Raw genomic sequence first — 23,078 nt, forward strand, 5'->3', positions numbered from 1 at the left:
TGTAAATGATTGGCATAAAAAAAGTTAAAAATGATAAAATCGATGTATTGCTGAATTCGGAGGGAAAAAATGAACAATAACAATGTTTTGAAGGGGATGACCTGGGCTGGGTTAGCCTCATTTAGTTGGGGGATTTCGGGAACGGTTTTACAACTGATTTCTCAAAACCTTGCTGTTCCTGGTCCGTGGATGTTCTCAACTCGGACAACGGTCACAGGAGTCTTCTTATTACTCCTAAGTGCTGTCATTTACCGGGGAAAGATTTTTAATGTTTTTAAGACCAAACGAGCCTGCCTTTCAGTCGTTACTTATGGTTTATTTGGACTTGCAGCTAACTTATTAACCTTCTATTACTCGATTCAAACTGGGAATGCGTCGACGGCGACAATTTTACAATACTTATCACCACTCTTTATTGTTTTAGGTGGAGTTGTTTTTTATCGCCATCGGCCACTCAGAAGTGACATTATTGCTTTTATTATCGCTTTATTTGGAGTTCTTCTTTGTATTACGCGTGGGGATTTAACCCACTTGGCAGTGCCGTTGGTGTCTTTGCTTTGGGGGCTTGGCTCTGGGGTTACCGCTGCTTTTTATGTTGTCTTACCCAAAGTAGCTGCTGAGGACAATCCACCGCTGGTTGTACTTGGTTGGGGAACGATGATTGCCGGAATTGCCTTTAACCTAATGCATCCCTTCTGGGTGGGAGTACCACCTTTGACAACTACTTTAGTTTCATCCGTTACAACCGTCATTTTCTTTGGGACGATCTTCCCATTTGGGATGTTGCTCTACGCTAGCCGGATGGCACCTGCTGATGTGGTAAGTATTATGGATGCCTTGCAACCAATTATGACAACGGTCTTAAGTGTTATTTTTTTCCACTTAAAGATCACCTTCTTTGAAGTGATTGGGATTGGGTTAGTGCTTTTAGCTATCTACATTCTTCAGAATGGCCGCCGAAAAGGGGTCAATTTGGAATAAATCAGGCTAATAAAAAACCGTCAATTTGGTCGTGCTCGTTTTTTCAAGTAACCACTTAATTGACGGTTTTTAAAGTGGCTTTCACCCTTTTTTTCATTACCAATTTCGTGTAAGATGGTTGATGGAAATGAGGGATAAGATTGTCTTTAAAAGTTTTTTTAGAGTTAGTTGAAATTAAGGCTAAGACGGCAAGTATTTTGCCATGCTTATTGGGCCTATGTTTAAGTGTTTTTTATTTTAATAGTGTCAATTGGGGCTTGATGGCAGTTTTCTTTGTGGCAATGTTACTTTTTAATATGTCAGTTGACATGCTTGATAATTATCATGATTATACCCACGCAGTTGATACTGAAGATTATAAACAAAATACCAATATTATTGGGCGAGAAGGGCTTTCACCCAAACTCGTCTTCTGGATGTTGGTATCTTTTGTAACGATCGCAGCCTTACTAGGAATTTTTTTAGTTACAAAAGTTGGACTACCACTTTTATGGATGGGAATCTTTTGTTTTGCGGTTGGGATTGCCTATTCTTCGGGCCCATATCCCTTATCTGGTCTACCGGTTGGGGAGTTCTTCTCTGGTTTTACCATGGGCTTCATGATTACCTTGATTAGCGTTTATATTAATGCCTACCAACATTTTACTTGGGATCCTTTTAGTTTATTAGTGATTTTCTTAGTTGCTTTACCAGATGAACTCTGGATTTCCAATTTGTTGTTGGCAAACAATATATGCGATGCCCAAGAAGATGAGGATAACCAACGGATTACGATTGTCCACTTTATTGGGAAAAAGGTGGCTCTCCAGGCGTTTGCAATTAAGAATGTCATCGCCTTTTTAGCAATTATCCTAGCGGTTTTCCTCGGTTTTACTCCGTGGACTACTTTATTAACCCTGTTGTTAATTCCGTTCGTAATTAAACAGACCCGGATTTTAAAGGCTCGCCAAGTCAAGAAGGAAACTTTTCCAACGGCTATTCGGATTCTTCTCCTTGGTTCTCTAGTTCAAGTGGTAACTTTTGCTTTGGGATTGTTACTTAATTGGGTATTTTAAAGTGATGCGATTAATTCAATAGAAATTAAAAAAGCGGCGATGAGAAACTTTTTTCTTCATCGCCGCTTTAACATTTAGTTAAAATTAATCCTAGTGGTAAAGATCGAAGCGTCCTTTCTTAAAGACTTCCTTCATACCACCAATCTTGAAGAGAGATTCATTAGCAATCATCTTCTTGGTAGCCGAAGCCATGTAGCCACGGGTTTCGTGGCCCATTGCAACCCCAAATGCCCGGGTGTTACCAACAGAAGCAACGGTTCCTAGGGACTTGTAAACAAAGCCTTCGTTAAGGTGACTTCCGGTCTTAACAACGTTTACTAAATCACTAGCAACATACTTACCCATTGCTAAAGCAATTTGAGCAGTCGTTGGGTATGGTCGTTGACCATCAGGTGGCATAACTGCTGCAACGTCACCAATAACATACATATTATCATGATCAGCATCAGTTAAGTGCTCGGTTGGAATTACCCGTCCCCGCCGAGCCTTTAAGCCAGCTTTGTCAACCAATGGATTACCAGAAACCCCAGTTGTCCAAATGATGGTCTTAGCGGTCAATTCATGAGGGGTCTTTTCTTCATCTTGACCAAAGACATAGATTGTCTTACCATCAGTAACCTCTTGAACCCGGGCATCAGTGATAATATCAACCCCAAGGCTCTTAACCAAGTTAACCCCGTATTCAGCAAGGCCATCACTGAACATTGGTAAGAGACGAGTTCCGGCATCCACCATTGAAATCTTGATGTCAGATGGAGTGACACCAGCATGTTTGGCGTATTCCTTTCGACCATCGGCAAGGGCTCCAGCTAATTCAATTCCTGTAAAACCAGCCCCAGCGATCACAATATTCAAAGCATCTGGATCAGGATCCTGCTTGTAGTCATCCATAACCTTAAGAATATGAGCGTGAATGGCTTCAGCTTCTTTGACATTGGTCATTGGCAAAGCGAATTCTTCCGCTCCTTTGATACCGAATGTTTCAGAAACAAAACCAAGGGCTACAACCAAATAGTCATAGCTAAGGTCATCATGGTTTTTTAGGGAAACCGTTTTTGCTTCCGGATCAAAACTAGTGACTTCGTCTTGAATAAAAGTTGTTACCTTTGGATCAACAATGTCCGCAATTTCGTAAGTGATTTTTTCTTTTGGTTGCGTTCCGGCAGCTACTTCATGAAGATCAGTTGCTTCGTAGTGATAGCTATTCTTGTTTACCAAGGTAATCTTAAAACTACCATCAGCCTTACGTTGCAATTCATGGACAGTCTTTAAACCGGCGTAACCGGCACCTAATACGACGATTTGTTTCATAAAAATTCCCCCTCAAAAAGTCAATTAATGACTTATCAGCTTAAAAGGTAACCTGCGAAAATTAAGTTTTAAGTTGATGATTATTTATTGATGTAATAATTATAACAAGTAAATGGGTTTGTGAAAAATAAAAAAATAACTTTTGTGGAAAAAAGTTTGTATTGAGAGAAAAAATTATAATTATCGTACTGGATAGCGCTTCCAAAAGAAATGAAGTGCTTTTTTATAATTTAAAAATAGTGAAAAAACTTATTTATTGAAAAGTCAAAAAATAATTTATCGTTACTTAATCTTTTGTTGAAATACTAACTTTTTAAGAGTAAACTATGAAATGAATATCGGATATATTATTTGCTATTATTTTTGGCTTATTTGTCGATAAATTTTATTTAGGGGGGATAATAGTGGACATTGTTAGTTTGGCGCGTTTCCAATTCGCAATGACGACGGTTTACCACTTCTTCTTTGTCCCATTTTCGATTGGGACTGCCTTCGCTATTGCTGTGATGGAAAGTATTTACGTCCATACCAAGAACGATGTTTATAAGAAAATGGCCCGCTTTTGGGGGAATATTTTCTTACTAAGTTTTGCGGTCGGAGTTGTAACCGGGCTGATTCAAGAATTTCAATTTGGAATGAACTGGTCAGATTATTCCCGGTTCATGGGGGATATCTTCGGGGCGCCGTTAGCCTTTGAAGCTTTACTATCATTCTTCATGGAATCGACCTTTATCGGTTTGTGGACCTTTACTTGGAACAAGGTCAAGCCGGGTCTCCACGCTTTCTTTATTTGGATGACGAGTATTGGTTCTTTAACCTCTGCACTTTGGATTTTAACGGCCAACTCATTTATGCAAAACCCAGTGGGTTACACAATTAAAAATGGGCGGGCCGAAATGACCAATTTCTTTGCATTGCTTAAGAATCCACAACTTTGGTTTGAGTACGGGCATGTAGTTTTTGCTGCCTTAATGATGGGTGGCGTTATCGTGGCCGGTTTAACCGGTTTCCAAATGTTAAAGGCCAAGAAGCAAGCCGTTTCTGATGAAACTAAGAAGGTTTACAAAACTTCAATGCGTTTTGGAATGTGCATTGCTTTGATTTTCTCTGTTCTGACGATTGCCGTTGGACACGCCCAAATGCAATACTTGATCAAGGAACAACCAATGAAATTTGCGGCTACCGAAGCGGTTTACAAGACCACTAAGAGTCCAGCTGGCTTAGCTTTGTTTGGAGTTGCTGACCAGAAAACGCATCAATTAAAGGGAAGTGTCGAAATTCCTGGGATGTTGAGCTTTATGTCTTACAACAAGTTCTCTGGCTCAATCAAGGGGATGGACCAAATTAATAAAGATTTGACCAAGAAATATGGAAAGTACATCGCAGGTCACCGAGTAAATTACTACCCACCAGTTAACACTATGTTCTGGAGCTTCCGAATCATGGTAGGTATCGGGATGTGGGTTGCCCTAGTTTCAATTGTGACGCTTTTTCTTACGCGAAAGCAAAAAGAAACCCTTTACAACCATAAATGGATGCTTTGGGTAGTTGCCTTAACTACTTTTGTACCATTTATTGGGAACTCAGTTGGTTGGTTCGTAACCGAATTTGGACGTTACCCTTGGACAGTTTACGGTCTTTTCACGATTCAACAATCTGTTTCACCAACGGTTTCAGTGGCTTCACTGTTAACATCTAACATTGTTTACTTTATCCTCTTTACAACCTTAGCGATTGTTATGGTTTACTTAGTTGTCAAGGAATTGAGGAAGGATCCAGCTAACCTGGATAACCCACAATTGCTTGAAAAGGTATTAGATCCATTTGATAAGGGGGCCTTCTAAAATGAGTTTCTTTCAAATTTTATGGTTCCTTTTAATTGGGGTTTTGTTTGCTGGTTTCTTCTTCCTTGATGGTTTCGACTACGGGGTAGGGATGGCTGTTAACACCTTAACCTCAGATGATGCGGAACAAAGCCAAATTATTCAAACGATTGGGCCTGTGTGGGATGCAAATGAAGTTTGGTTAATCACCGCGGGTGGGGCAATGTTTGCCTCCTTCCCATTCTGGTACGCAACTTTATTTAGTGGTTACTATTTAATTTTACTTGCCATTTTATGTGGCTTAATTCTCCGGGGAGTCTCCTTTGAATTTCGGGCTAAGAGTGATGGTAAGTTGCGGAAGGTATGGACAAAGTTACTTGGGATTGCTAGTGCTTGGGTGCCATTCTTCTTAGGGGTAATGTTTATCTCCATGATTAAGGGGATGCCAATTGATGCTAATGGTAACATGCACGCCCACTTCTTTGATTACTTCAACTGGTTTTCCATTGTTGGAGGAATCGCTTTGATGCTTTTGACATATCTTCACGGTTTAAATTACATTGCCCTCAAGACGGTAGGCCAAATGCGGGAAACGGCAAAGAACTTTGCCAAGGCCCTTTACTACGTGCTTTATGTTGGTTTAATTGTCTTTGCTCTCTTACTAATTTTCCAAACGGACTTCTTTAGTGTTCACCCATTTGGAACGGGGATTACGGTTGTCTTAATTGTAGTCTTTGCCATCTTAGCTCATGTTGCTCTTTTTAAGGACAACGAAGTAATGGCCTTTATTTCAAGTGGTTTAACGATGGTTTCCTTGGTAGCTATGATTTTTGTTGGGTTGTTCCCGCGGGTTATGATCTCATCAATCAAACCAAGTTATGACTTATTAATTAATAGTGCTTCATCAACGCCATATACTTTGACGGTAATGACGATTGCAACGGTTTGCTTACTACCATTTATTTTGGCATATACAATTTGGGCCTACTGGATTTTCAGAAAGCGGATTGCCATGCCAACGGTGGATAAGCCCTTGGAGGGATATTAATGGTTGATCAACTCCTATTTAAAATTCCAGGAGTGCGGTCAATGATGGGAAAGCTTGTAGGACTTCACGTCCTACAAGCTTTTCTTATCATTGGTCAGACGCTATCACTTTCAGCAGTATTAGTCGGCTTATGGCAAGGAGATTCTTTTCAAAGTCAACTCCACTGGGTTGGACTATTTATCTTAACTTTTGTGCTTCGACATGCCGAAAATTGGTTAATTAATGGGATGCTTGACAAATTTGCTCAAAATAAAGCCAAGGAATTACGAACCCAGCTCCTTCAAAAGACTTTTGAACTTGGTCCAAGCATGGTTCAGCGAGAAGGAACGGGGAACATGGTAACCCTGACACTAGATGGGATTTCTCAGGTTAAAGATTACTTTGAATTGGTCCTGAATAAGTTAGTTAATATGATGGTAGTTCCAATTCTAATTTTAATCGTGGCCTACTATCTTGACTGGGTTTCTGGATTAATTATGACGATTGTTTACCCGTTGATTATTCTCTTTATGATTGTTCTTGGTTATGCAGCCCAAGCCCAAGCCGATCGTCAATTTGAAACCTTTCAACGGTTATCTAATCACTTCATTGATTCCTTGCGCGGGATCGATACTTTAAAATATTTTGGGTTGAGTAAAGCTTACTCTAAGAGTATTTACCGCTCAAGTGAAGATTTCCGGAAGTCAACGATGGCGACCTTACGAATTGCGATGACTTCCACCTTTGCTTTAGATTTCTTTACAACCTTATCAATTGCGGTCCTCGCAGTTTTCTTAGGGGTCGGCTTAATTAATGGTCAAGAAACTCTGTACCCAGCCCTTGTGATTTTGGTATTGGCTCCTGAATACTTCTTACCAATTCGGAACTTTGCGAATGATTACCATGCTACCTTGAATGGGAAAAATTCCTTTCATAAAATTATGGAATTAATTAACGAAAAGCCAGCTAAGCGAGTTGAAACCTCCTTACATGCATGGCAAGCTAATGATGAATTGAAATTAAGCAACCTCGGTTTTGCCTATGCTGAAACCAAGCGGGGGTTGGCCCCATTATCAGTGAAATTTAAAGGGTACCAAAAGATCGGTATTATTGGAATGAGTGGTTCTGGAAAGACAACCTTGATTAATCTTTTAGCTGGTTTTCTTACTCCTAATGAAGGGAGAATTACCATTGAAGGGCAAAAGTTAACCACGTTAAACGATCCTAATTGGCAAAAACAACTTACTTATATTCCGCAAACTCCTTATATTTTCTCGGCAAGTTTACGAGAAAACATTGCTTTCTACCATCCCGAGGCAACGGATGCAGAAGTTCAAGAGGCAATTCAAGTGGTGGGATTAACTGAAATGGTTAATGAATTGCCTGAAGGACTTGATACGGAAATTGGTTCCGGAAAACGAGCCCTTTCTGGTGGTCAAGCCCAACGAATCGCGTTAGCCCGGGCCTTTCTTGACCAAAATCGGCGGGTGATGGTTTTTGACGAACCTACTGCCCACTTAGATATTGAAACTGAGCTTGAATTAAAGGAAAAAATGTTACCTTTAATGAAAGATCACCTCGTTTTCTTTGCGACTCACCGGTTACACTGGATGAAACAGATGGATTACATCTTAGTAATGGAACAAGGGCAGTTGGTTGAACAAGGAACCTATGATCAATTACTTGCTAATCCAGATGGGGCTTTTAACCGGCTTGTCGGTCAAATGAGAGGAGGAAAAGCGCATGCTTAATCGGCTACCATTATTAAAAACGCTAAAGCATGATCAATGGGTTAAGCCATTTTTAAAGCATTACAAGCGAACCTTGGTATTGGCGATTAGCTTAGGGATTTTAACCTTTGTTTGTGCTGGAGGACTGATGTTTACTTCAGGCTTCTTAATTTCAAAGTCTGCGACCCGACCTGATAATATCTTGCTAGTGTACGTCCCAATTGTCCTAACGCGGGGCTTTGGGATTTTCCGGCCGGTTTTCCGGTACGCAGAACGATTAACCAGTCATAACTGGGTCTTTAAGATGACTTCTGAATTTCGGAAGAAGATGTACGATTCCTTAGAACAAGATGCGGTGTTTTTCAATAGCAAATATCGTCTGGGGGATATCTTAGGACTCTTATCCGAAGACGTCGCTCACATCCAAAACTTGTATTTGCGGACAATTTTTCCTAACTTTGTGGCTTGGGGCGTTTACACTATCATTGTTGTTGGTCTTGGCTTTATTTCACCGTTAATGGGGCTCGCGATGTTGGTTCTTTTCGGCCTGATGATTTTTGCCATTCCAGCTTGGTCAGTAGTTATTAATGGGGCCCGGCAAGAGTATGAAAAACAGGTTAAAAATGATTTATATGCCGATTTAACTGATAACGTTATGGGGATTGTTGACTGGGTATTTGCTCAACGAAACCAGGAATATGTTGCTGAACACCTCAACAGTGAAAATAAACTCTTTGCCACTCAAACAGCCCTTCATCAGTTTGAACGTTTTCGTGATTTCTTGATGCAATTGGTAATTTTGGCAATTGTGCTTAGCCTGATGATTTGGGGTGCAGCAAAGTTTGGTGGTCAATATGGCGGTACCGCAAACTGGATTGCAGCGTTTGTGTTGGCAGTTTTCCCTTTGGAAGATGCCTTAGCTGGACTACCAGCAGCTGCTCAAGAGACAAATGTTTACGTTGATTCCCTTAAACGGCTTAATCAATTGCCGCCAATCCCACAGGCCAAGACTGATCAATTAGAAGTCCAAAAGCCATTAGACTTTAAAATTCAAAATTTACATTACACCTATCCCGGGACAAGTAAAGAAGTTTTGCGGGGGCTAGATTTATCAATTCCTGCGGGCCAAAAGGTAGCAATTCTTGGTAAGAGTGGATCTGGAAAGAGTACTTTAGCTAGCTTGATTCGTGGGGATCGCCAGCCAAGTACTGGGGATGTAACCCTTGCAGGCATTCCAACCCATAATTATAAAGATCGAATTTCTAAGTATATTGGGGTGATTAACCAGCGCCCATACTTATTTAACACGACGATCTTGAATAATCTCCGGATTGGGAACGAAAACGCGACGGTTGACGACGTCTGGCAGATTTTAGATCAAGTTGGCTTACGGCAAATGGTTGAAAGTTTGCCACAGGGTTTAGAGACAATGGTTGATTCGGCAGGGCTTCGTTTTTCTGGTGGGGAGCGGCACCGGTTGGCTTTAGCTCGGATTCTCTTGGCTAATACCCCAATCGTCCTTTTGGATGAACCGACAGTCGGCCTTGACCCGGTAACAGAGCGTGAAGTAATGGATACCTTCTTTGGTAACTTGGAAGGTAAGACCTTGATTTGGATTACCCATCACTTGCAAGGAATTGATGCCATGGATCGGGTGATCTTTATTGAAGATGGTGAGCTTGTGATGGATGGTCATCCAGCAGGGCTTGCTAAAACCAATGAGCGTTATCAACGCTTAAAAGCTATAGATGAGGGAAGATAGTTCTAATAAAAAAGCGTTAGGCAGACCAGAAATGGTTTTGCCTAACGCTTTTTAGTATGGTTTGAAATCTTATTGACTACTACTCATTTGCGGAGGGTTTGATGCGCTTGATGCAGCTGAACTTGCGCTAGAAGCTGAAGAACTTACGGCACTACTACTTGTGGCACTGGAGCTATCTTCTGCTTCTCGACTGCTTGAAGAGCTAGAAGCGCTACTAGTACTTGAGGATTGTGAGCTAGTGCTACTTGAATGGGAAGAGGATGAAGACATCTCGGTCATTCCTAATGCCCATTTTGAATCCCTAATGACTAATTCTTTGTGACCACCATAGGATACGGCTTCAACCGTATCTGGCATTGTCCAATCACTGGCGTGGTTTTGTCCATCCAAGTAGGACATCATGTTCTTGTAAAGTAACTGAGCTGATTTTTCGTAAGTTTCAGCGACTGAGTAACGAGGGTTATCAAACCCGGTCCAAACGGCGATGGAATAATTCTTGGTGTAACCAACCATCCAAGAGTCAGTAACACCAGAATCACCAACAGTTGGGTCATCAGTCCCGGTCTTCCCGGCTTGGTGAACCCCAGAAAGGTTGGCAACCGTAGCGGTCCCATTTGAATTAGTAAAGACCCCTTTTAACATATCAGTAATCATGTAGGCGGTAGCCCGACTCATGGCCCGCTTACCATGTTTACTGTAATTAATTGTTTTCCCATCTTGGGTTGTAATTGAACTAATATAGTAAGGTTTGTAATAAGTTCCACCGTTAGCAAAAGCCCCATAAGCGGCAGAAAGCTGTAATGGTGAAACGTAGAGGCCAATCCCATTTTGAAGATTGAAGCCACTCTTATTTGGCGTAATACCGAGTCCCTTTAAGAAGGTGGTTGCCCGACTAAGGCCAACAGATTGTAAGGTTTTGATCGCCGGAACATTCCGTGATTGAACTAAGGCTTCCCGCATGGTCATGTTTCCTTTGTACTTATTATCCCAGTCCTTAAGGAGCTTAGTAGTTCCAGGCCAATAGAATCGTGAGTCACTAACTGATTTGTAGGTTGGCCATTGTAAGTATTGGATTGCTGGACCGTAATCCATAATTGGCTTCGCTGTCGAACCAGAACTCCGGTTAGTTTGGACAGCCCGGTTAAGCCCATAAATTACATTCCCAGTTTTCCGCCCACCAAGCATAGCGACTACTTGACCATTGTGAGGATCAGTAATCGCGACCCCCGTTTGCATCTTATCGCTTTGGAAGGAAACGTTATTATTCGCTTGATCATACAATTCCTGTTGGGCATCAAGGTCTAAATTAGTATGGACCTTCAAACCGTCGGTATTGACGTTATAGCCAGCCGCTTCGAGTTGAGCTAAGACTTCCTTAACGTAAGAATCAACAACTTTTTCCTTCACACCAGTTGAGTTTTCACTGGTATTTCCGTGGCTTGAGTCAAGTCCTTCAGTAATGCTTTCAGCTTCAGCTTGCTTAGCTTGAGCGCTAGTGATTGCTTTTGAACGAACCATTGCTTCTAGAACTTGATTTCGGCGTTCCGTTGCCGGAGCCGTATCACTAACATCAGGGTTGTAGTAAGTTGGTGATTGGGGAATTCCTGCTAAAGTAGCAATTTGGGAGAGATTAAGATCTGTTAAGTCTTTACCATAGTAGTATTGGGCTGCGGTCTTCATCCCATAAACCCCATTCCCCATGTAGACCTTGTTGATGTAGAACTGGAGAATTTGTTGCTTTGAGAAGTGCCGTTCAACATTAATAGCTAACCAAGCTTCTTGCGCCTTTCGTTTTAAAGTTTGATCCTTTGCTGAAGTAGAGAAGACGGTTAACTTAACTAATTGCTGAGTTAAAGTACTTCCCCCTTGGACTCCTGAGCTTCGGTGGAAAATGTCAGCAATGGCTGAGCCAACAATCCGAACGGGGTCAACCCCATGGTGTTTATAGAAACGCCGGTCTTCGATTGAGACAACCGCACTCTTCAGACTGGCGGGGATTTCACTACTAGTAGCATATTCTCGCCGTTGAGCTCCCAGTCGAGAAATTACTTGATCGTTAGCATCATAGATTGTCGTTGTCGACTGACTTTTTAAGGCGCTCTCACTAATCGTTGGGGCACTCGAAGCCCAGAAGAAAAAGAGGGCTGCTAAGGCAACAACGATTAACAAAATAATACTGAGAGTCCAGCCAATAATTCGACGCACTAATGGGCCTTTTCCTTGACCGTCTGCTCCAAAATCGCGTCGTTGCTGACGAGATTTTGAAGTGGGATATTCATCGTTATTCATTCGTTACTCCTTTTTGCTGTGCAATTAATTGATCGACAGCCGGTAAGTATTGTAATCGAGGATTTAACCCGTTTTGAACGGGAATTCCCCATTTCTTAATCGTGGTGAGAGGGATGGAATGACGACCACCAGAGGCTTGAATTTGCCAAGTTTGTATTAAGAAGGAGGCTGGTAGTAAGTAATATTCATTAAGCTTTGTAAACTTAATGAAGGCAAAACAAATTCCACCTTGTTTCAAACAAGCGGCTAAGTGATCAATTTGGTGCTGATGAAAATTTTTAAGAGGAAATGAAGTAACATTTTTCGTTTCCTTTGCATCAAAATCGATATAGTAGCCCCGATAAACGCCGTTATAATCCGTTGTTGAAGGGCGGCGAAAATATGCTTCGCGAACAACGGCCGCACTTCGTTTAGGATAATCAACCTTAACTAATTGAATTGGGGTAGGCTTTTTATGGATCACAGCCTGACCAGTCGTTAAATAGTAGGTATTACTAGCGTTGATTTCAGCTTCCAGTGACATTCCGCGATCCGCAAAGTTTACTGATTTGATCTTTTTTTTAACCGATTGACTTGCTGACAACGGTCCCTGACCATTTGGATAATGAATTGACATTTGAGGTCTCCCTTCACTACGTGCTATATTATATCATCAGTACCGGGGTAAAGCACAGTTACGGAATGGTTACACGAGGAAATATCTATGCAACGTTTATGGGTAAGTGGTTATCGAGATTATGAATTAGGAATTTTCGATCCAAAGGCACCGGAAGTACAGGTTATCAAACGGGTTTTAAAGGAAAAAATTGTTACATGGTTAAACCAACAAACCGAACCAACTTGGTTGATTACTGGTCCCCAACCAGGAGTTGAACGGTGGGCGCTTGAAGTTGCACTTAAAATCCAACCGGATTATCCAGATTTTAAATTAGGAATGATGAGGCCCTTTGAAGGGGTAGGGGAGCAATGGAAACCCGCCCGCAAGGAAGCGCTTGATCAAATTGAATTAAAACTCGACTATGTAGGAACTTTGAGTAAACAACCATACCAAGGACCAATGCAACTAAGAGCGTACCAAGCCTTCATGTTTGAGCATGCTGATGAAGTGTTATTAGTCTTTGATCCTGAACGGGACAATGAGGCTCAACGACATGCCAAAGCGTATTATGACTATCGATTAGCGAAGCAAAAAGCGGCTGATGATGGTCTTAAACTCCAAATTGTTGATTTTGATGAGTTACAGATGGCCGCGGAAGAATTGGCGGAAGAGGAACGAGAACGAAAAAGTGGTTGGTAAGATAAATTTAAAGTAAAAATTGAAGATAACTACTTGTAAATTATTTAGTTTTTGGTAAAATTGTTTTGTGTTGACGAATTAAAAGCAAATGAGGTGTTGGATATGGATAACATTAAGTTTACTCCCCAAGACATTTTGCATAAGCAATTTAAAGAGAAGAGTATTGGGAAGGGTTACGATGTAGATGATGTCGATTCTTTCTTAGACGATGTTATCAAGGACTATGACACCTTCAACAAAGAAGTTGAACGGCTCCAAGATGAGAACGAACGGCTCAAAGCGAAGGTTGACGAATTAAATCGTCAAATTGAAGTTGGTTCTTCCATCGGAGCATCAACGCCAGCTAGTCAACCGGTTGTTTCCGGGGCAACGAATATGGATATTCTAAAACGGCTTTCCAATTTGGAACGGCGAGTTTTTGGTTCGCAGCTCGGAGATAATGGTGAAGATGATTCCCATCTACTATAAATTTTGTTAATTTTTGCAGGTTTTGGGTAATCGAGCGTAGCTTATGTTACGTTAGGAAGGTCCATGCTCGCACGGGCTGCGATGCCCGTAGTGTTTGTGCTCGCTGAAAAAATAAGGCGGGGCATCAAGTGATTGATGACGGCGGAAAAACAGACTACGGTTTTTTACTATGTCTTAGTATTCCTGAAAAGTGCCACAGTGACGAAGCAGGTTGGGAAACCAAACTGGTGGAACGCGGTAAACCCCTCAAGCGGTAAACCCAAACATACGGTAGGGGAGCTTTGGATAGCAAATTGAAGTGATTCCAGGGGAGTAGTTTTACTACTGAGATAGATGATTACCACGGTTTAAGCTGGCCTGAGGCTTAAGCTTCGACAAAACATGGCCTACAGAAATCTGCAAACAGGCAACCCGGTTTTACCGGGTTTTTTTATTAAGTGAAAGGAAAATCATGGCATTTGCTATATTAACCTCATCGGCGAATTCTGAAATTGACATTCAATCAGTGGTTGACCGCCATTTATTAGTTGTTGGACAGACCGGGAGTGGTAAAACAACGTCCGTTCTCGCCTTGTTGAGTGAGTTACAAAAGAAAAATCAAACTGTAATTGTGTTAGACCCAACAGGAGAATATACTAAGCTCCCTAATACCGTGACGTATCGGCTTGGCGAGAATGCTTATTTGGCTCCTGACCAACTTCGGGTAGATGAATTAATGGCGGTTTTAAATTTAGATTGGGGGCCAAGGTTAAGGACTAAGTTAAGCCAGGCAATTTTAGATCTTCGCATTGCTCGTCATTTATGTAAAAGTAATGGTATTTTTAAGCGGCAAGGGGTATTGATTGCCGACTATCAGCAGGATTTGCGTCGGCTTGCTACTTGGATGAAGGACTACCAATTTGCAAAGCTAGCTGAACAACTTATTCAGGAGTTTGTGGTGCCATATGCTGATCAGCGGGCTGATTTTAATTATTTGGGTCAAGAATTAGCCCAAGACCAGTTACGACAAAATTGGGATCAAATTATTACTTTAGCGACCCGGATTGCTCAGCCAGAGTTCCATAAACTTTTTGACTATGATCCACATCCCGGGACTTTTAAAGTCGAACTAAATTATCTTTTTAAACAATTTACGAGTCAAGCCAGTGAACACCGGACCTTAGTGATTGACTTATCACTTTTACGCCAGTACCCTCATAGTCAGGAAGCTTTAATTTCAACTCTTTTAAAACGGGTCTTAACCTTACGCTTAGCTTCCAACATTAAGTTTCCAGTACGGTTAGTAATTGATGAGGCCCACCGGTACTTACCTAAGGAAGCTGATTTAGTGAAAAACGGTATTTTTCAAATTGCGCGAGAAGGAAGAAAGGCTCATTTAACTTTGATCTTAACGACCCAATCGCCACTCGATTTAGCACCGCGGTTGCGATCCCAGTTTTCAAATTGCCTGCTACACCGGATTACTGATCCAGTTGAGGTCAGGAGTTTAAATCTACCAAAAAAGGTGGATTCAACTCAACTTTTAGTGGGGAAAGGTTGGCTTCATTGCGATGGGGATGAATGGCAAGAAATTCAAGTTCAGCTTCCTGAATGGTTGACAAATAAAAATGATCAAAATAAGAGGTAACTATGCAGAAATATCAATTAATTGCGACGGCGGCAGCAGGAGTTGAAGCTCTAGTAGGACGAGAACTCCGAGATTTAGGCTATCAAACCCAGGTTGAAAACGGGCGGGTTCGGTTTGAAGGAACGATTAAGGATGTGTTACGGACAAATTTGTGGCTCCGGATTGCGGACCGGGTTAAGATTGTCGTCGGTGAATTTGAGGCCACTACTTTTGATGAACTCTTTGACCAAACGAAAGCCCTCGCCTGGGAAGATTTACTACCTTTGGATGCTAATTTTCCAGTTGAAGGGAAGAGCCATCATTCAATTCTTCACAATGTCCCAAGTGTCCAGGCAATCGTAAAGAAGGCCATTGTTGAACGGCTGGGCACGGTTTATCATCGCCGAACTCGCTTACCTGAAACGGGGGCAACTTACCCGCTTGAAGTAGCGATCGCCAAGAATCATGTTCTATTAACCCTAGATACTTCCGGTTCAAGTCTATTTAAACGAGGATATCGGAAAGCAAAAGGGGGCGCACCGCTAAAAGAAAACTTAGCGGCAGCTTTAGTTAGTTTAGCCCATTGGTTTCCGGACAATCCGTTTGTTGACCCAGTTTGTGGGTCAGGGACGATTCCAATTGAAGCTGCTTTGATTGGTTACAATATTGCTCCTGGTTTAAACCGGGAATTTGCGGTTGAACGCTGGGTTAATTTAGTTCCTGAAAGTTTAAGCGATCAATTACGGGATCAAGCAATGGATGCCGCAAATTATGATATTGACCTCGACATTACTGGCTATGATATTGATGGCCAAATGATCGAGATAGCTAAGGAAAATGCCCGGTCTGCCGGTTTATCACAAGCAATTACCTTTAAACAATTGGCAGTTAAAGACTGGCACACTGACAAAATCAACGGAGTTCTTGTGGCTAATCCGCCGTATGGTGAGCGACTAAGTGATCTTGATAGTGTTCGGGAACTTTATCGCCAAATGGGGGCAATTTATCGGCAAATGACAACTTGGTCTAAGTACATTTTGACAGCTGATTTAGAATTTGAAAAATACTATGGAGCTCCAGCAACTAAGCGTCGGAAACTTTACAACGGGGCCCTCCGAACTGATTTGTTCCAGTACTGGGGACATAAACAAAGATAAAGCAAGAGGTTGGGAAAAAAGCTCCTTGACGGCCTGGTTGGGATAAGAAGGACGAAGGTTGATTCATTAGAATCGACCTTCGTCCTTCTTATCCGCTAAGGCTGTGATTTGGAGCGAACCAGCCAACTGGTTTGGCGTTTGTGAGCCCATGCAAGGCTGAATAGGTTGGTGCGACCTTCAGGGAAGTAACTGCCATTCAGCTACTGCTTTGACCTTAGTTACTGAGTAACATTCGGAGATGCAAAACAACCTAAGAAATACGAGTTTCTTCCCAGCCTCTCTCTTTTTTTATGCTAGAAATTAGTTAGCAATTTCTAGAGGAACAAATTTCATTTGTGCGACATCAAAAAGGCCTTCATCGGTGAGCTTTAATTTTGGAATTACTGCTAAAGACATAAAACTTAAAGTCATCAACGGATCGATATTTGCCGGGATCCCTAAAATATCATGAGCAACTTGATCAAAGTGAGTTTGCGTTTTGACGATAACTTCTCCTGGTTGGTCACTCATCAAACCGGCAATTGGTAGAGCAAATTTAGCCTTTACTTGACCATCTTTGACGGCGACTGCCCCACCACCTTGGTTGATCAGCGCTTCAACTGCCGCTTTCATTTCTTCATTATTAACCCCAGCAACAATAACGTTATGAGAGTCGTGGGCAATGGAACTAGCGATGGCGCCATGCTTCAAACCGTAATCGGCAAGTAGGGCTACAGCAAGGTTGCCGGTATGATGATGACGTTCGATAACCGCTATTTTTACGAGATCTTGGTAGGGATTAAATTTAAAATCATGGTCAGAATCGACGGTTGGTTGAAGATGTTTTTCACCGGTAGCAACTTGGCCTGGTAGAACTTAAATTGCTCGGATCATTTTACCACTCAGATTTAGCTTAAATTGTGAAGTGGAGAATGGTTTAACCGCCATCGTGTTAGCAACGGAATCAATTGTTGTGCGTTTTACAGGAAGGAGGTATTGATGATTCTTGGCGACAATTTGGCCCTTGATTAAGACCTGTTCTACTTTAAAATGTTGTAGATCATCAACCACGATTAAATCAGCCCGCCGGCCAGGAGTGATTGCGCCCCGATCCGCAAGACCACAATATTCAGCAGCATTAAGGGTCGCCATTTGAATTGCGGTGATTGGATCCAGACCATTAGCAATTGCTAGCCGAATTGAATGATCAAGATGACCAATTGAAAGCACCGTCTTGGTTTGGACATCGTCACCGACTAGGAGACACCGGCGGGCATTGGCTGAATTAACAATCGGGAGAAGATCAATTAGATTATGTTCAGTCGTTCCTTCCCGAATCATTAGATACATTCCGACATCAAGGCGGGCTTGGGCTTCCTCAATCGTCATACATTCATGATCACTAACAGCTCCAGCAGCGGCATAAGCATTTAGGGCTTTTCCCATTAATTCAGGAGCATGGCCGTCAATCCGATGACCAGTTGCTTTGGCAGCTAAAATTTCGTCAAGCATGGTATCATCATTATTAATCACCCCAACATAATTCATTAATTCTGCTAGGCCATCAACTTGATTATCTGCCAGGCGAGGTTGAATATCTTTGGCAGTTAAATGCGCGCCAGCGTGTTCAAAAGGGGTTGACGGAACACAAGGCGGCATCATAAAGCGAATGTCCATCGCTGCTTGCTTAGCTGCCGTTTGCATGTAATTAAGACCGGTTAAACCAGCTACATTAACAATTTCGTGGGGATCTGTGGAGACTGTTGTGGTCCCGTGGGGGACAAACAATCGCGAAAATTCTTCAGGAGAGACATAAGCTGATTCAATATGGATGTGGGCATCAATGAGGCCGGGAGCAAGAAAGTGATGGTTAAGGTCGATGGTTTGATGTCCATCATAATGGTCGGCAATTCCTGCAATTAAACCATCACTAATGGCAACATCACCGTTTATTAAGCGGTGTGTCATTACATTGACGATACGCGCATTTTTTAAAACCAAGTCGGCTGGGATCCGGCCAGCAGCGACGTCAATTAATTTTTTAAGCGTTGCTTTTTCCAAGATTAAAACTCCTTTGAAGATAAATTGTCGACCATTATAATAATTTTTGACGATATAATCAATGATTTTACGAACTTTTTTAAAAATATTGGAATAAATATCCGAAAGTATCACACAAATTCAATGAAAAATTATTCGCAACTGTGCTTGAATAAGTCACCTTGGTTCTAATTCATTTTGTGGCAAAATATGGTCAAATTACCCATTTAGCAGGGCGAATATTAGGAACTGGATCAGGAATTCATAATTCTTATTACGTAACTAAGCGTTTAATACTTGGTTGAATCGCGGGTCAATGATAATTTTAGAAGAAGTTGAGTAAAAAAAAGCACATATTAAATTTAAAAAATATCAATCGCGAGCATAACATTATCTAATGAAAACGCTTAATGGTAAAATGAATACAAACATTAGGTAAGGAGGTCATTAAATGGTAGAAAAGAATTTAACTTTAGCTCAATTAGCGCAATATGATGCTCAAGATGGCCGTCCTGGTTACGTGGCGGTGGATGGAGTGATCTATGATGTTTCAAATAGTCCAGCTTGGCAAAATGGTGAGCACCACGGAAATCTTGCTGGACATGATGTTTCCAAGTCAATCCATGAAGTTTCACCGCACGGAATAAAGAATTTAGCAAAGCTACCAGTTGTAGGGAAAGTTATTCCAGAATAAGTCAGAAGTGGGGAATGAGGTTAATGCCTGGTTCCATCCCCACTAACTAGGTTAGGGAGGTTAGGAAAAAAGCTCCTTGACGGCCTGGTTGGGATAAGAAGAACGAAGGTTGATTCATTAGAATCAGCCTTTTTAGTATCAAAAATTAACATTTGATAATTTGTTCCTGAAACAAGTTTTAAAGTAAAAATGAGAATGATAATTAATTTTGTTGGAATTGTAGGTTAATTTTCTTAACTTTAAGCTCGCTTTTTGTGTCAATTCTAGCGATTGGTACTTTGACAAATTAAATAAAGCTCTTTAGACTAGTTTTAACTTATAAGTAATTCTAATAAAGTTTGGAGGTGGGATCGTGGATTATCAATTATTCGACTATGGTGATCAAGCAATTGTTATTGAATTGGGGAAAGTAATTAATCCGGAAATTAATCGTCGAGTTCAACTTTTAGGACAATTGATCATGAAGGCAAAGATTCCGGCAATTGAAACGATTATTCCAGCCTATGCGACTTTAACGGTTACCTTTAATGGGCAAATTACCAATGGCAAAATGTTAAGGCAACGGTTAGTCCCGATTATTGAAAGTTCATTAAGTGGTGATTTACCAGTAGCTAAAACTTGGCTTATCCCTGTCGCTTACGGTGGTGAATACGGTCCTGATCTAAGGGATGTGGCTGACTATGGGGGAATTACCCCGACGGAAGTGATTCGGCTCCATACTGCACAAAAGTACTTAATTTACTTTCTTGGTTTTCTTCCGGGATTTGCCTATATGGGGACGGTACCTGATCAAATTGCCATGCCCCGTTTAGCAAGCCCCCGGCTTAAGATCCCGGCTGGAAGTATTGGAATTGCTGGTCAGCAAACTGGTTTTTACCCAGTTACTTCTCCAGGGGGATGGCGTATTATCGGACAAACACCACTTAAGTTGTATCAACCAGAAAATCCAGTTAGCTTTTATCAGGCGGGGGATCAAATCCAATTTGAGGCCGTTACTCCCGCTGAATTCAAGGCAATTCAGTTAACTGTTCAAGCGAAGACGTATCAGCCAAGGGAGGCGGAGTAGATGGCTTTTCTACAAGTAATTGAACCCGGACTCCAAACAACCATTCAGGATACGGGGCGAGTTGATGCCCAACGATTTGGCTTCCCGGCTTCCGGCAGCGTTGATCGAGCGGCAACGCGCTTAGCAAATTTACTGGTTGGTAATGCTGAAGGAACAGCAGTCCTAGAGTTTCCTTTAGTTGGACCGACCTTAGAATTTGAACGTTCAACTTTCATTGCTCTAACCGGCGCCAGTTTCAAGGCAGAGTTAAACCATGCGTTAATCCCAATGAATCAATGCCTTCAAGTACAAGCTGGCGATATCCTAAAGATTGGCCCAGTTGAAAAAGGGCGGATTGGGTACTTAGCTATCGCTGGTGGGATCCAAACCGCACCAGTTCTTGGGAGCCAGTCAACAACAATTCGCCTGCACCTCGGTGGCTTTCACGGTCGCGCGTTAGAAGCTGGCGACTTAATTCCAATCAAAAAACAAACGGTTTTGACCAGTTTTTATCACCGCCGGGCGCAAGCCCAACGACTACCTAATCAGGATGAGATAATAAAAATCCGGTTGATTAAAGGACCACAATGGCAGTGGTTTGATCATCTCAATCAGCAAAGGTTATTTCAAGGAACCTTTAAAGTAACTAACCAAGCTGACCGAATGGGGTATCGACTTGGAGGAACGAAGCTGCAGGTTCCGAAAAAAAACTTGTTATCAACCGCAACAGTTAGAGGAGCATTGCAAATTCCCCAAAACGGTGAACCAATTGTGTTAATGGCTGATCGCCAAACTACCGGTGGTTATCCGGTAATTGCGGTAATTGCGACCATTGACTTAGGTTATTTTGCCCAGTGCCAAGCAGGGCAAAAAATTCAATTTGAATTAATTTCTTTAGAACAGGCGCGGCAAGCTTTAGATCAACTGCGGCAAGAACTGGATCAATTTGAGCAGACCGTATTAGCGGGAAAATATCGTCCGCCATACGGAATAAGCCGGGTTGCCAGCCAACGGATTAGTCGAATGTTGGAGGAGTAAGAAGATGGAAATTGATCAAACAGCGTTAGAAAAATTAACCAAGCTACTAGAAAATAGTCAACTTACAGAATTAGAGTACCAGCAGGGGGAAGAGAGGATAAAGCTTAAAAAAGCACCAACAAAAGTCAATAGTAATACTACTTCCCAAGTTGATCGCTCTGACCAAGCCCCAGTACGGGCTCCACGGACTGATGTGGTTGAAGGTCATACCATCAATGCTCCAACGGTCGGAATTTTTTACACGGCAAAATCACCACAAGAACCGGCTTATGTCAAGGTTGGGGACGAAGTAAAGGCCGGTCAAGTTGTTGGAGTTATTGAGGCAATGAAGGTTTTTACCAACGTCGTTAGTGATGTTGATGGAATTGTGGAACGTGTGCTTGTAAATAACGAAGAGGGGGTTGAATATGGACAACCACTTATTCAAATCCAGTAGTTCAATTAGTAAGTGGCCTTTTCATAAAGTTTTGATTGCGAACCGGGGTGAAATTGCGGTCCGGATTATTCGAACTTGTCGGGTACTTGGCCTCCAGACGGTTACTGTCTACTCCACTGCAGATGAGCAAGCTCTGCACGTGCAATTAGCTGATGAAGCCGTTTGTATTGGTCCTGCAAATGCTGAACAGTCCTATTTAAACATTAGTGCTATTATTTCAGCAGCCAAATTAACAAGAGCAGAAGCAGTTCACCCTGGTTATGGCTTTTTATCAGAGAGTGCTGAATTTGCCCAGGCTTGTCGGCAAAACCACTTGAAATTAATCGGGCCGAGCCCGGAAGTGATCAAACTTTTAGGGGACAAAGAAACAGCACGTTTAACGATGAAAAAGGCGGGCCTTCCAGTCGTAAAAGGAAGTCAAGTGGCAATTACAACCCTAGCTGAGGCCAAACAACAGGCGGATCAAATTGGTTACCCAGTAATGCTAAAAGCAAGTGCTGGTGGTGGCGGCAAGGGAATGCGGATTATTAATTCAGCAGGTGAATTAAAGCAACAATTTGCCACTGCTCAAGAAGAAGCCGTTGCTTCCTTTAATGACAAGCGGATGTATTTAGAACAATACTTACCAAATCCCCGCCACGTTGAGGTTCAAATTATTGCCGACCAATATGGCAATGCTGTGGCTTTAGGTGAACGGGATTGTACAATTCAGGCCCGCCACCAAAAAGTGATTGAAGAAGCCCCCGCAGTGATTTTACCGGCAAACGTTAGAGAAAAGATGCTTCGTTGGTCAGAGCAAGCAGTTCGCCAATTAAACTATGAAGGGGTGGGAACGATTGAATTTCTCTATAATCCTGATGGTAGTTTTTACTTTATGGAAATGAATACCCGGATTCAGGTTGAACATCCAATTACGGAATTGATCACTGGGACAGATTTAGTAGAAATTCAATTACGGATCGCTGCTGGGGCAAGGTTGAGTAATCGGCGGCCCCAACCATTCGGTTTTGCTATGGAATGTCGGATTAACGCTTTGACACCGGGAAAGATTAGTGCGCTCCATTTGCCAGTAGGTCAAGGGGTGCGAATTGAGACGGCGCTATATCAAGGCTACCAAGTCCCAACTAATTATGATGGGATGATTGCCAAGATCATCGTTTATGGTGATCGGCGCCAACGAGTTCTCCAACAGATGCAAGCAGTAATTGATGAAACGGTGATTGGTGGAATCCAAACAAACCTTGATCAATTAGAGCAAATTTTACAAGAACCAGATTTTCAACGGTTAGTTACCGATGTCAACTGGCTTGATCAAAAGTCAGCTTCGTAAAGCAATAAAG

The 23,078-nt window shown here is 42.0% G+C and carries 18 protein-coding genes, 1 other RNA gene and 1 pseudogene; 16 read left to right on the forward strand and 4 right to left on the reverse strand.

What is annotated here, in order from left to right; all coding sequences use genetic code 11:
• Positions 1–69: 69 nt before the first annotated feature.
• A complete protein-coding gene (locus tag GTO83_RS04770) occupies positions 70–981 on the forward strand; it encodes a DMT family transporter (RefSeq protein WP_180871975.1) in 912 nt (303 codons plus the stop codon).
• 140 nt (positions 982–1,121) lie between these two features.
• A complete protein-coding gene (locus GTO83_RS04775) occupies positions 1,122–2,036 on the forward strand; it encodes a prenyltransferase (protein WP_180871976.1) in 915 nt (304 codons plus the stop codon).
• A 90-nt stretch (positions 2,037–2,126) separates the two neighbouring features.
• Here the strand turns inward: GTO83_RS04775 and GTO83_RS04780 are convergent, their stop codons facing one another.
• A complete protein-coding gene (locus GTO83_RS04780; protein WP_180871977.1) occupies positions 2,127–3,347 on the reverse strand; it encodes an NAD(P)/FAD-dependent oxidoreductase in 1,221 nt (406 codons plus the stop codon).
• Between the two features lie 404 nt (positions 3,348–3,751).
• Here GTO83_RS04780 and GTO83_RS04785 point away from each other — a divergent pair, with 404 nt between their 5' ends.
• The 4 genes from GTO83_RS04785 to cydC are packed head-to-tail and all read left to right on the forward strand — an operon-like array spanning position 3,752 to position 9,689.
• Positions 3,752–5,191, forward strand: coding sequence for a cytochrome ubiquinol oxidase subunit I (locus GTO83_RS04785; protein ID WP_180871978.1), 1,440 nt, complete (start codon positions 3,752–3,754; stop codon positions 5,189–5,191).
• A gap of 1 nt (position 5,192) precedes the next feature.
• On the forward strand, positions 5,193–6,218 hold the full coding sequence (gene cydB / locus GTO83_RS04790; protein ID WP_180871979.1) for a cytochrome d ubiquinol oxidase subunit II: 1,026 nt from the start codon (positions 5,193–5,195) through the stop codon (positions 6,216–6,218).
• Entirely contained in the window at positions 6,218–7,948 is a 1,731-nt protein-coding gene (gene cydD / locus GTO83_RS04795) for a thiol reductant ABC exporter subunit CydD (protein WP_180871980.1), read from the forward strand. The genes cydB and cydD overlap by 1 nt, the downstream gene beginning before the upstream one ends.
• Positions 7,941–9,689 carry a thiol reductant ABC exporter subunit CydC gene (cydC, locus tag GTO83_RS04800; RefSeq protein ID WP_180871981.1) on the forward strand — a complete coding sequence of 583 codons (1,749 nt, stop codon included), beginning with the start codon at positions 7,941–7,943 and terminating at the stop codon, positions 9,687–9,689. The genes cydD and cydC overlap by 8 nt, the downstream gene beginning before the upstream one ends.
• Positions 9,690–9,758: 69 nt before the next feature.
• Here the strand turns inward: cydC and GTO83_RS04805 are convergent, their stop codons facing one another.
• Together GTO83_RS04805 and recU are read right to left on the reverse strand one after the other, a co-directional pair.
• Entirely contained in the window at positions 9,759–11,978 is a 2,220-nt protein-coding gene (locus GTO83_RS04805) for a PBP1A family penicillin-binding protein (protein ID WP_180871982.1), read from the reverse strand.
• On the reverse strand, positions 11,971–12,594 hold the full coding sequence (gene recU, locus GTO83_RS04810; RefSeq protein WP_180871983.1) for a Holliday junction resolvase RecU: 624 nt from the start codon (positions 12,592–12,594) through the stop codon (positions 11,971–11,973). Before recU ends, GTO83_RS04805 begins: the two co-directional genes overlap by 8 nt.
• An 87-nt stretch (positions 12,595–12,681) precedes the next feature.
• On the opposite strand from recU, the gene GTO83_RS04815 reads away from it, so the two are divergent.
• From GTO83_RS04815 to GTO83_RS04835, 5 genes are all read left to right on the forward strand, one after another.
• The gene (locus tag GTO83_RS04815) at positions 12,682–13,275 is read left to right on the forward strand and encodes an SLOG family protein (protein WP_180871984.1); all 594 of its coding nucleotides are present in this window, start codon (positions 12,682–12,684) and stop codon (positions 13,273–13,275) included.
• Positions 13,276–13,377: 102 nt separating this feature from the next.
• Positions 13,378–13,743: a cell division regulator GpsB gene (gene gpsB, locus GTO83_RS04820; protein WP_180871985.1), complete on the forward strand. Its 366-nt coding sequence runs from the start codon at positions 13,378–13,380 to the stop codon at positions 13,741–13,743.
• 18 nt (positions 13,744–13,761) lie between these two features.
• An RNA gene (rnpB, locus tag GTO83_RS04825) (RNase P RNA component class B) lies at positions 13,762–14,137 on the forward strand.
• A gap of 57 nt (positions 14,138–14,194) precedes the next feature.
• Positions 14,195–15,370 (forward strand): ATP-binding protein, encoded by a 1,176-nt coding sequence (locus GTO83_RS04830; protein WP_180871986.1) that lies wholly within the window; start codon positions 14,195–14,197, stop codon positions 15,368–15,370.
• 2 nt (positions 15,371–15,372) lie between these two features.
• A complete protein-coding gene (locus GTO83_RS04835) occupies positions 15,373–16,506 on the forward strand; it encodes a class I SAM-dependent RNA methyltransferase (RefSeq protein ID WP_180871987.1) in 1,134 nt (377 codons plus the stop codon).
• Between the two features lie 300 nt (positions 16,507–16,806).
• Here GTO83_RS04835 and ade read toward each other — a convergent pair.
• Positions 16,807–18,546, reverse strand: a pseudogene (gene ade / locus GTO83_RS04840) (adenine deaminase).
• A gap of 430 nt (positions 18,547–18,976) precedes the next feature.
• Here ade and GTO83_RS04845 point away from each other — a divergent pair.
• The 5 genes from GTO83_RS04845 (at position 18,977) to GTO83_RS04865 (ending at position 23,068) form a co-directional block, all read left to right on the forward strand.
• Complete coding sequence (locus GTO83_RS04845) at positions 18,977–19,219, forward strand: cytochrome b5 domain-containing protein (RefSeq protein WP_180871988.1); 243 nt, start codon at positions 18,977–18,979, stop codon at positions 19,217–19,219.
• Between the two features lie 352 nt (positions 19,220–19,571).
• On the forward strand, positions 19,572–20,285 hold the full coding sequence (pxpB, locus tag GTO83_RS04850) for a 5-oxoprolinase subunit PxpB (RefSeq protein WP_370524342.1): 714 nt from the start codon (positions 19,572–19,574) through the stop codon (positions 20,283–20,285).
• A complete protein-coding gene (locus GTO83_RS04855; protein WP_180871989.1) occupies positions 20,286–21,302 on the forward strand; it encodes a biotin-dependent carboxyltransferase family protein in 1,017 nt (338 codons plus the stop codon).
• Positions 21,303–21,306: 4 nt separating this feature from the next.
• Complete coding sequence (locus tag GTO83_RS04860) at positions 21,307–21,738, forward strand: biotin/lipoyl-containing protein (protein WP_180871990.1); 432 nt, start codon at positions 21,307–21,309, stop codon at positions 21,736–21,738.
• Positions 21,710–23,068, forward strand: a complete 1,359-nt coding sequence (locus GTO83_RS04865) for an acetyl/propionyl/methylcrotonyl-CoA carboxylase subunit alpha (protein WP_180871991.1) — start codon at positions 21,710–21,712, stop codon at positions 23,066–23,068. The genes GTO83_RS04860 and GTO83_RS04865 overlap by 29 nt, the downstream gene beginning before the upstream one ends.
• Positions 23,069–23,078: the final 10 nt, after the last annotated feature.

The organism is Lactobacillus sp. 3B(2020), from assembly GCF_013487845.1.
GTDB classification, from domain to species: Bacteria; Bacillota; Bacilli; order Lactobacillales; family Lactobacillaceae; genus Limosilactobacillus; species Limosilactobacillus alvi.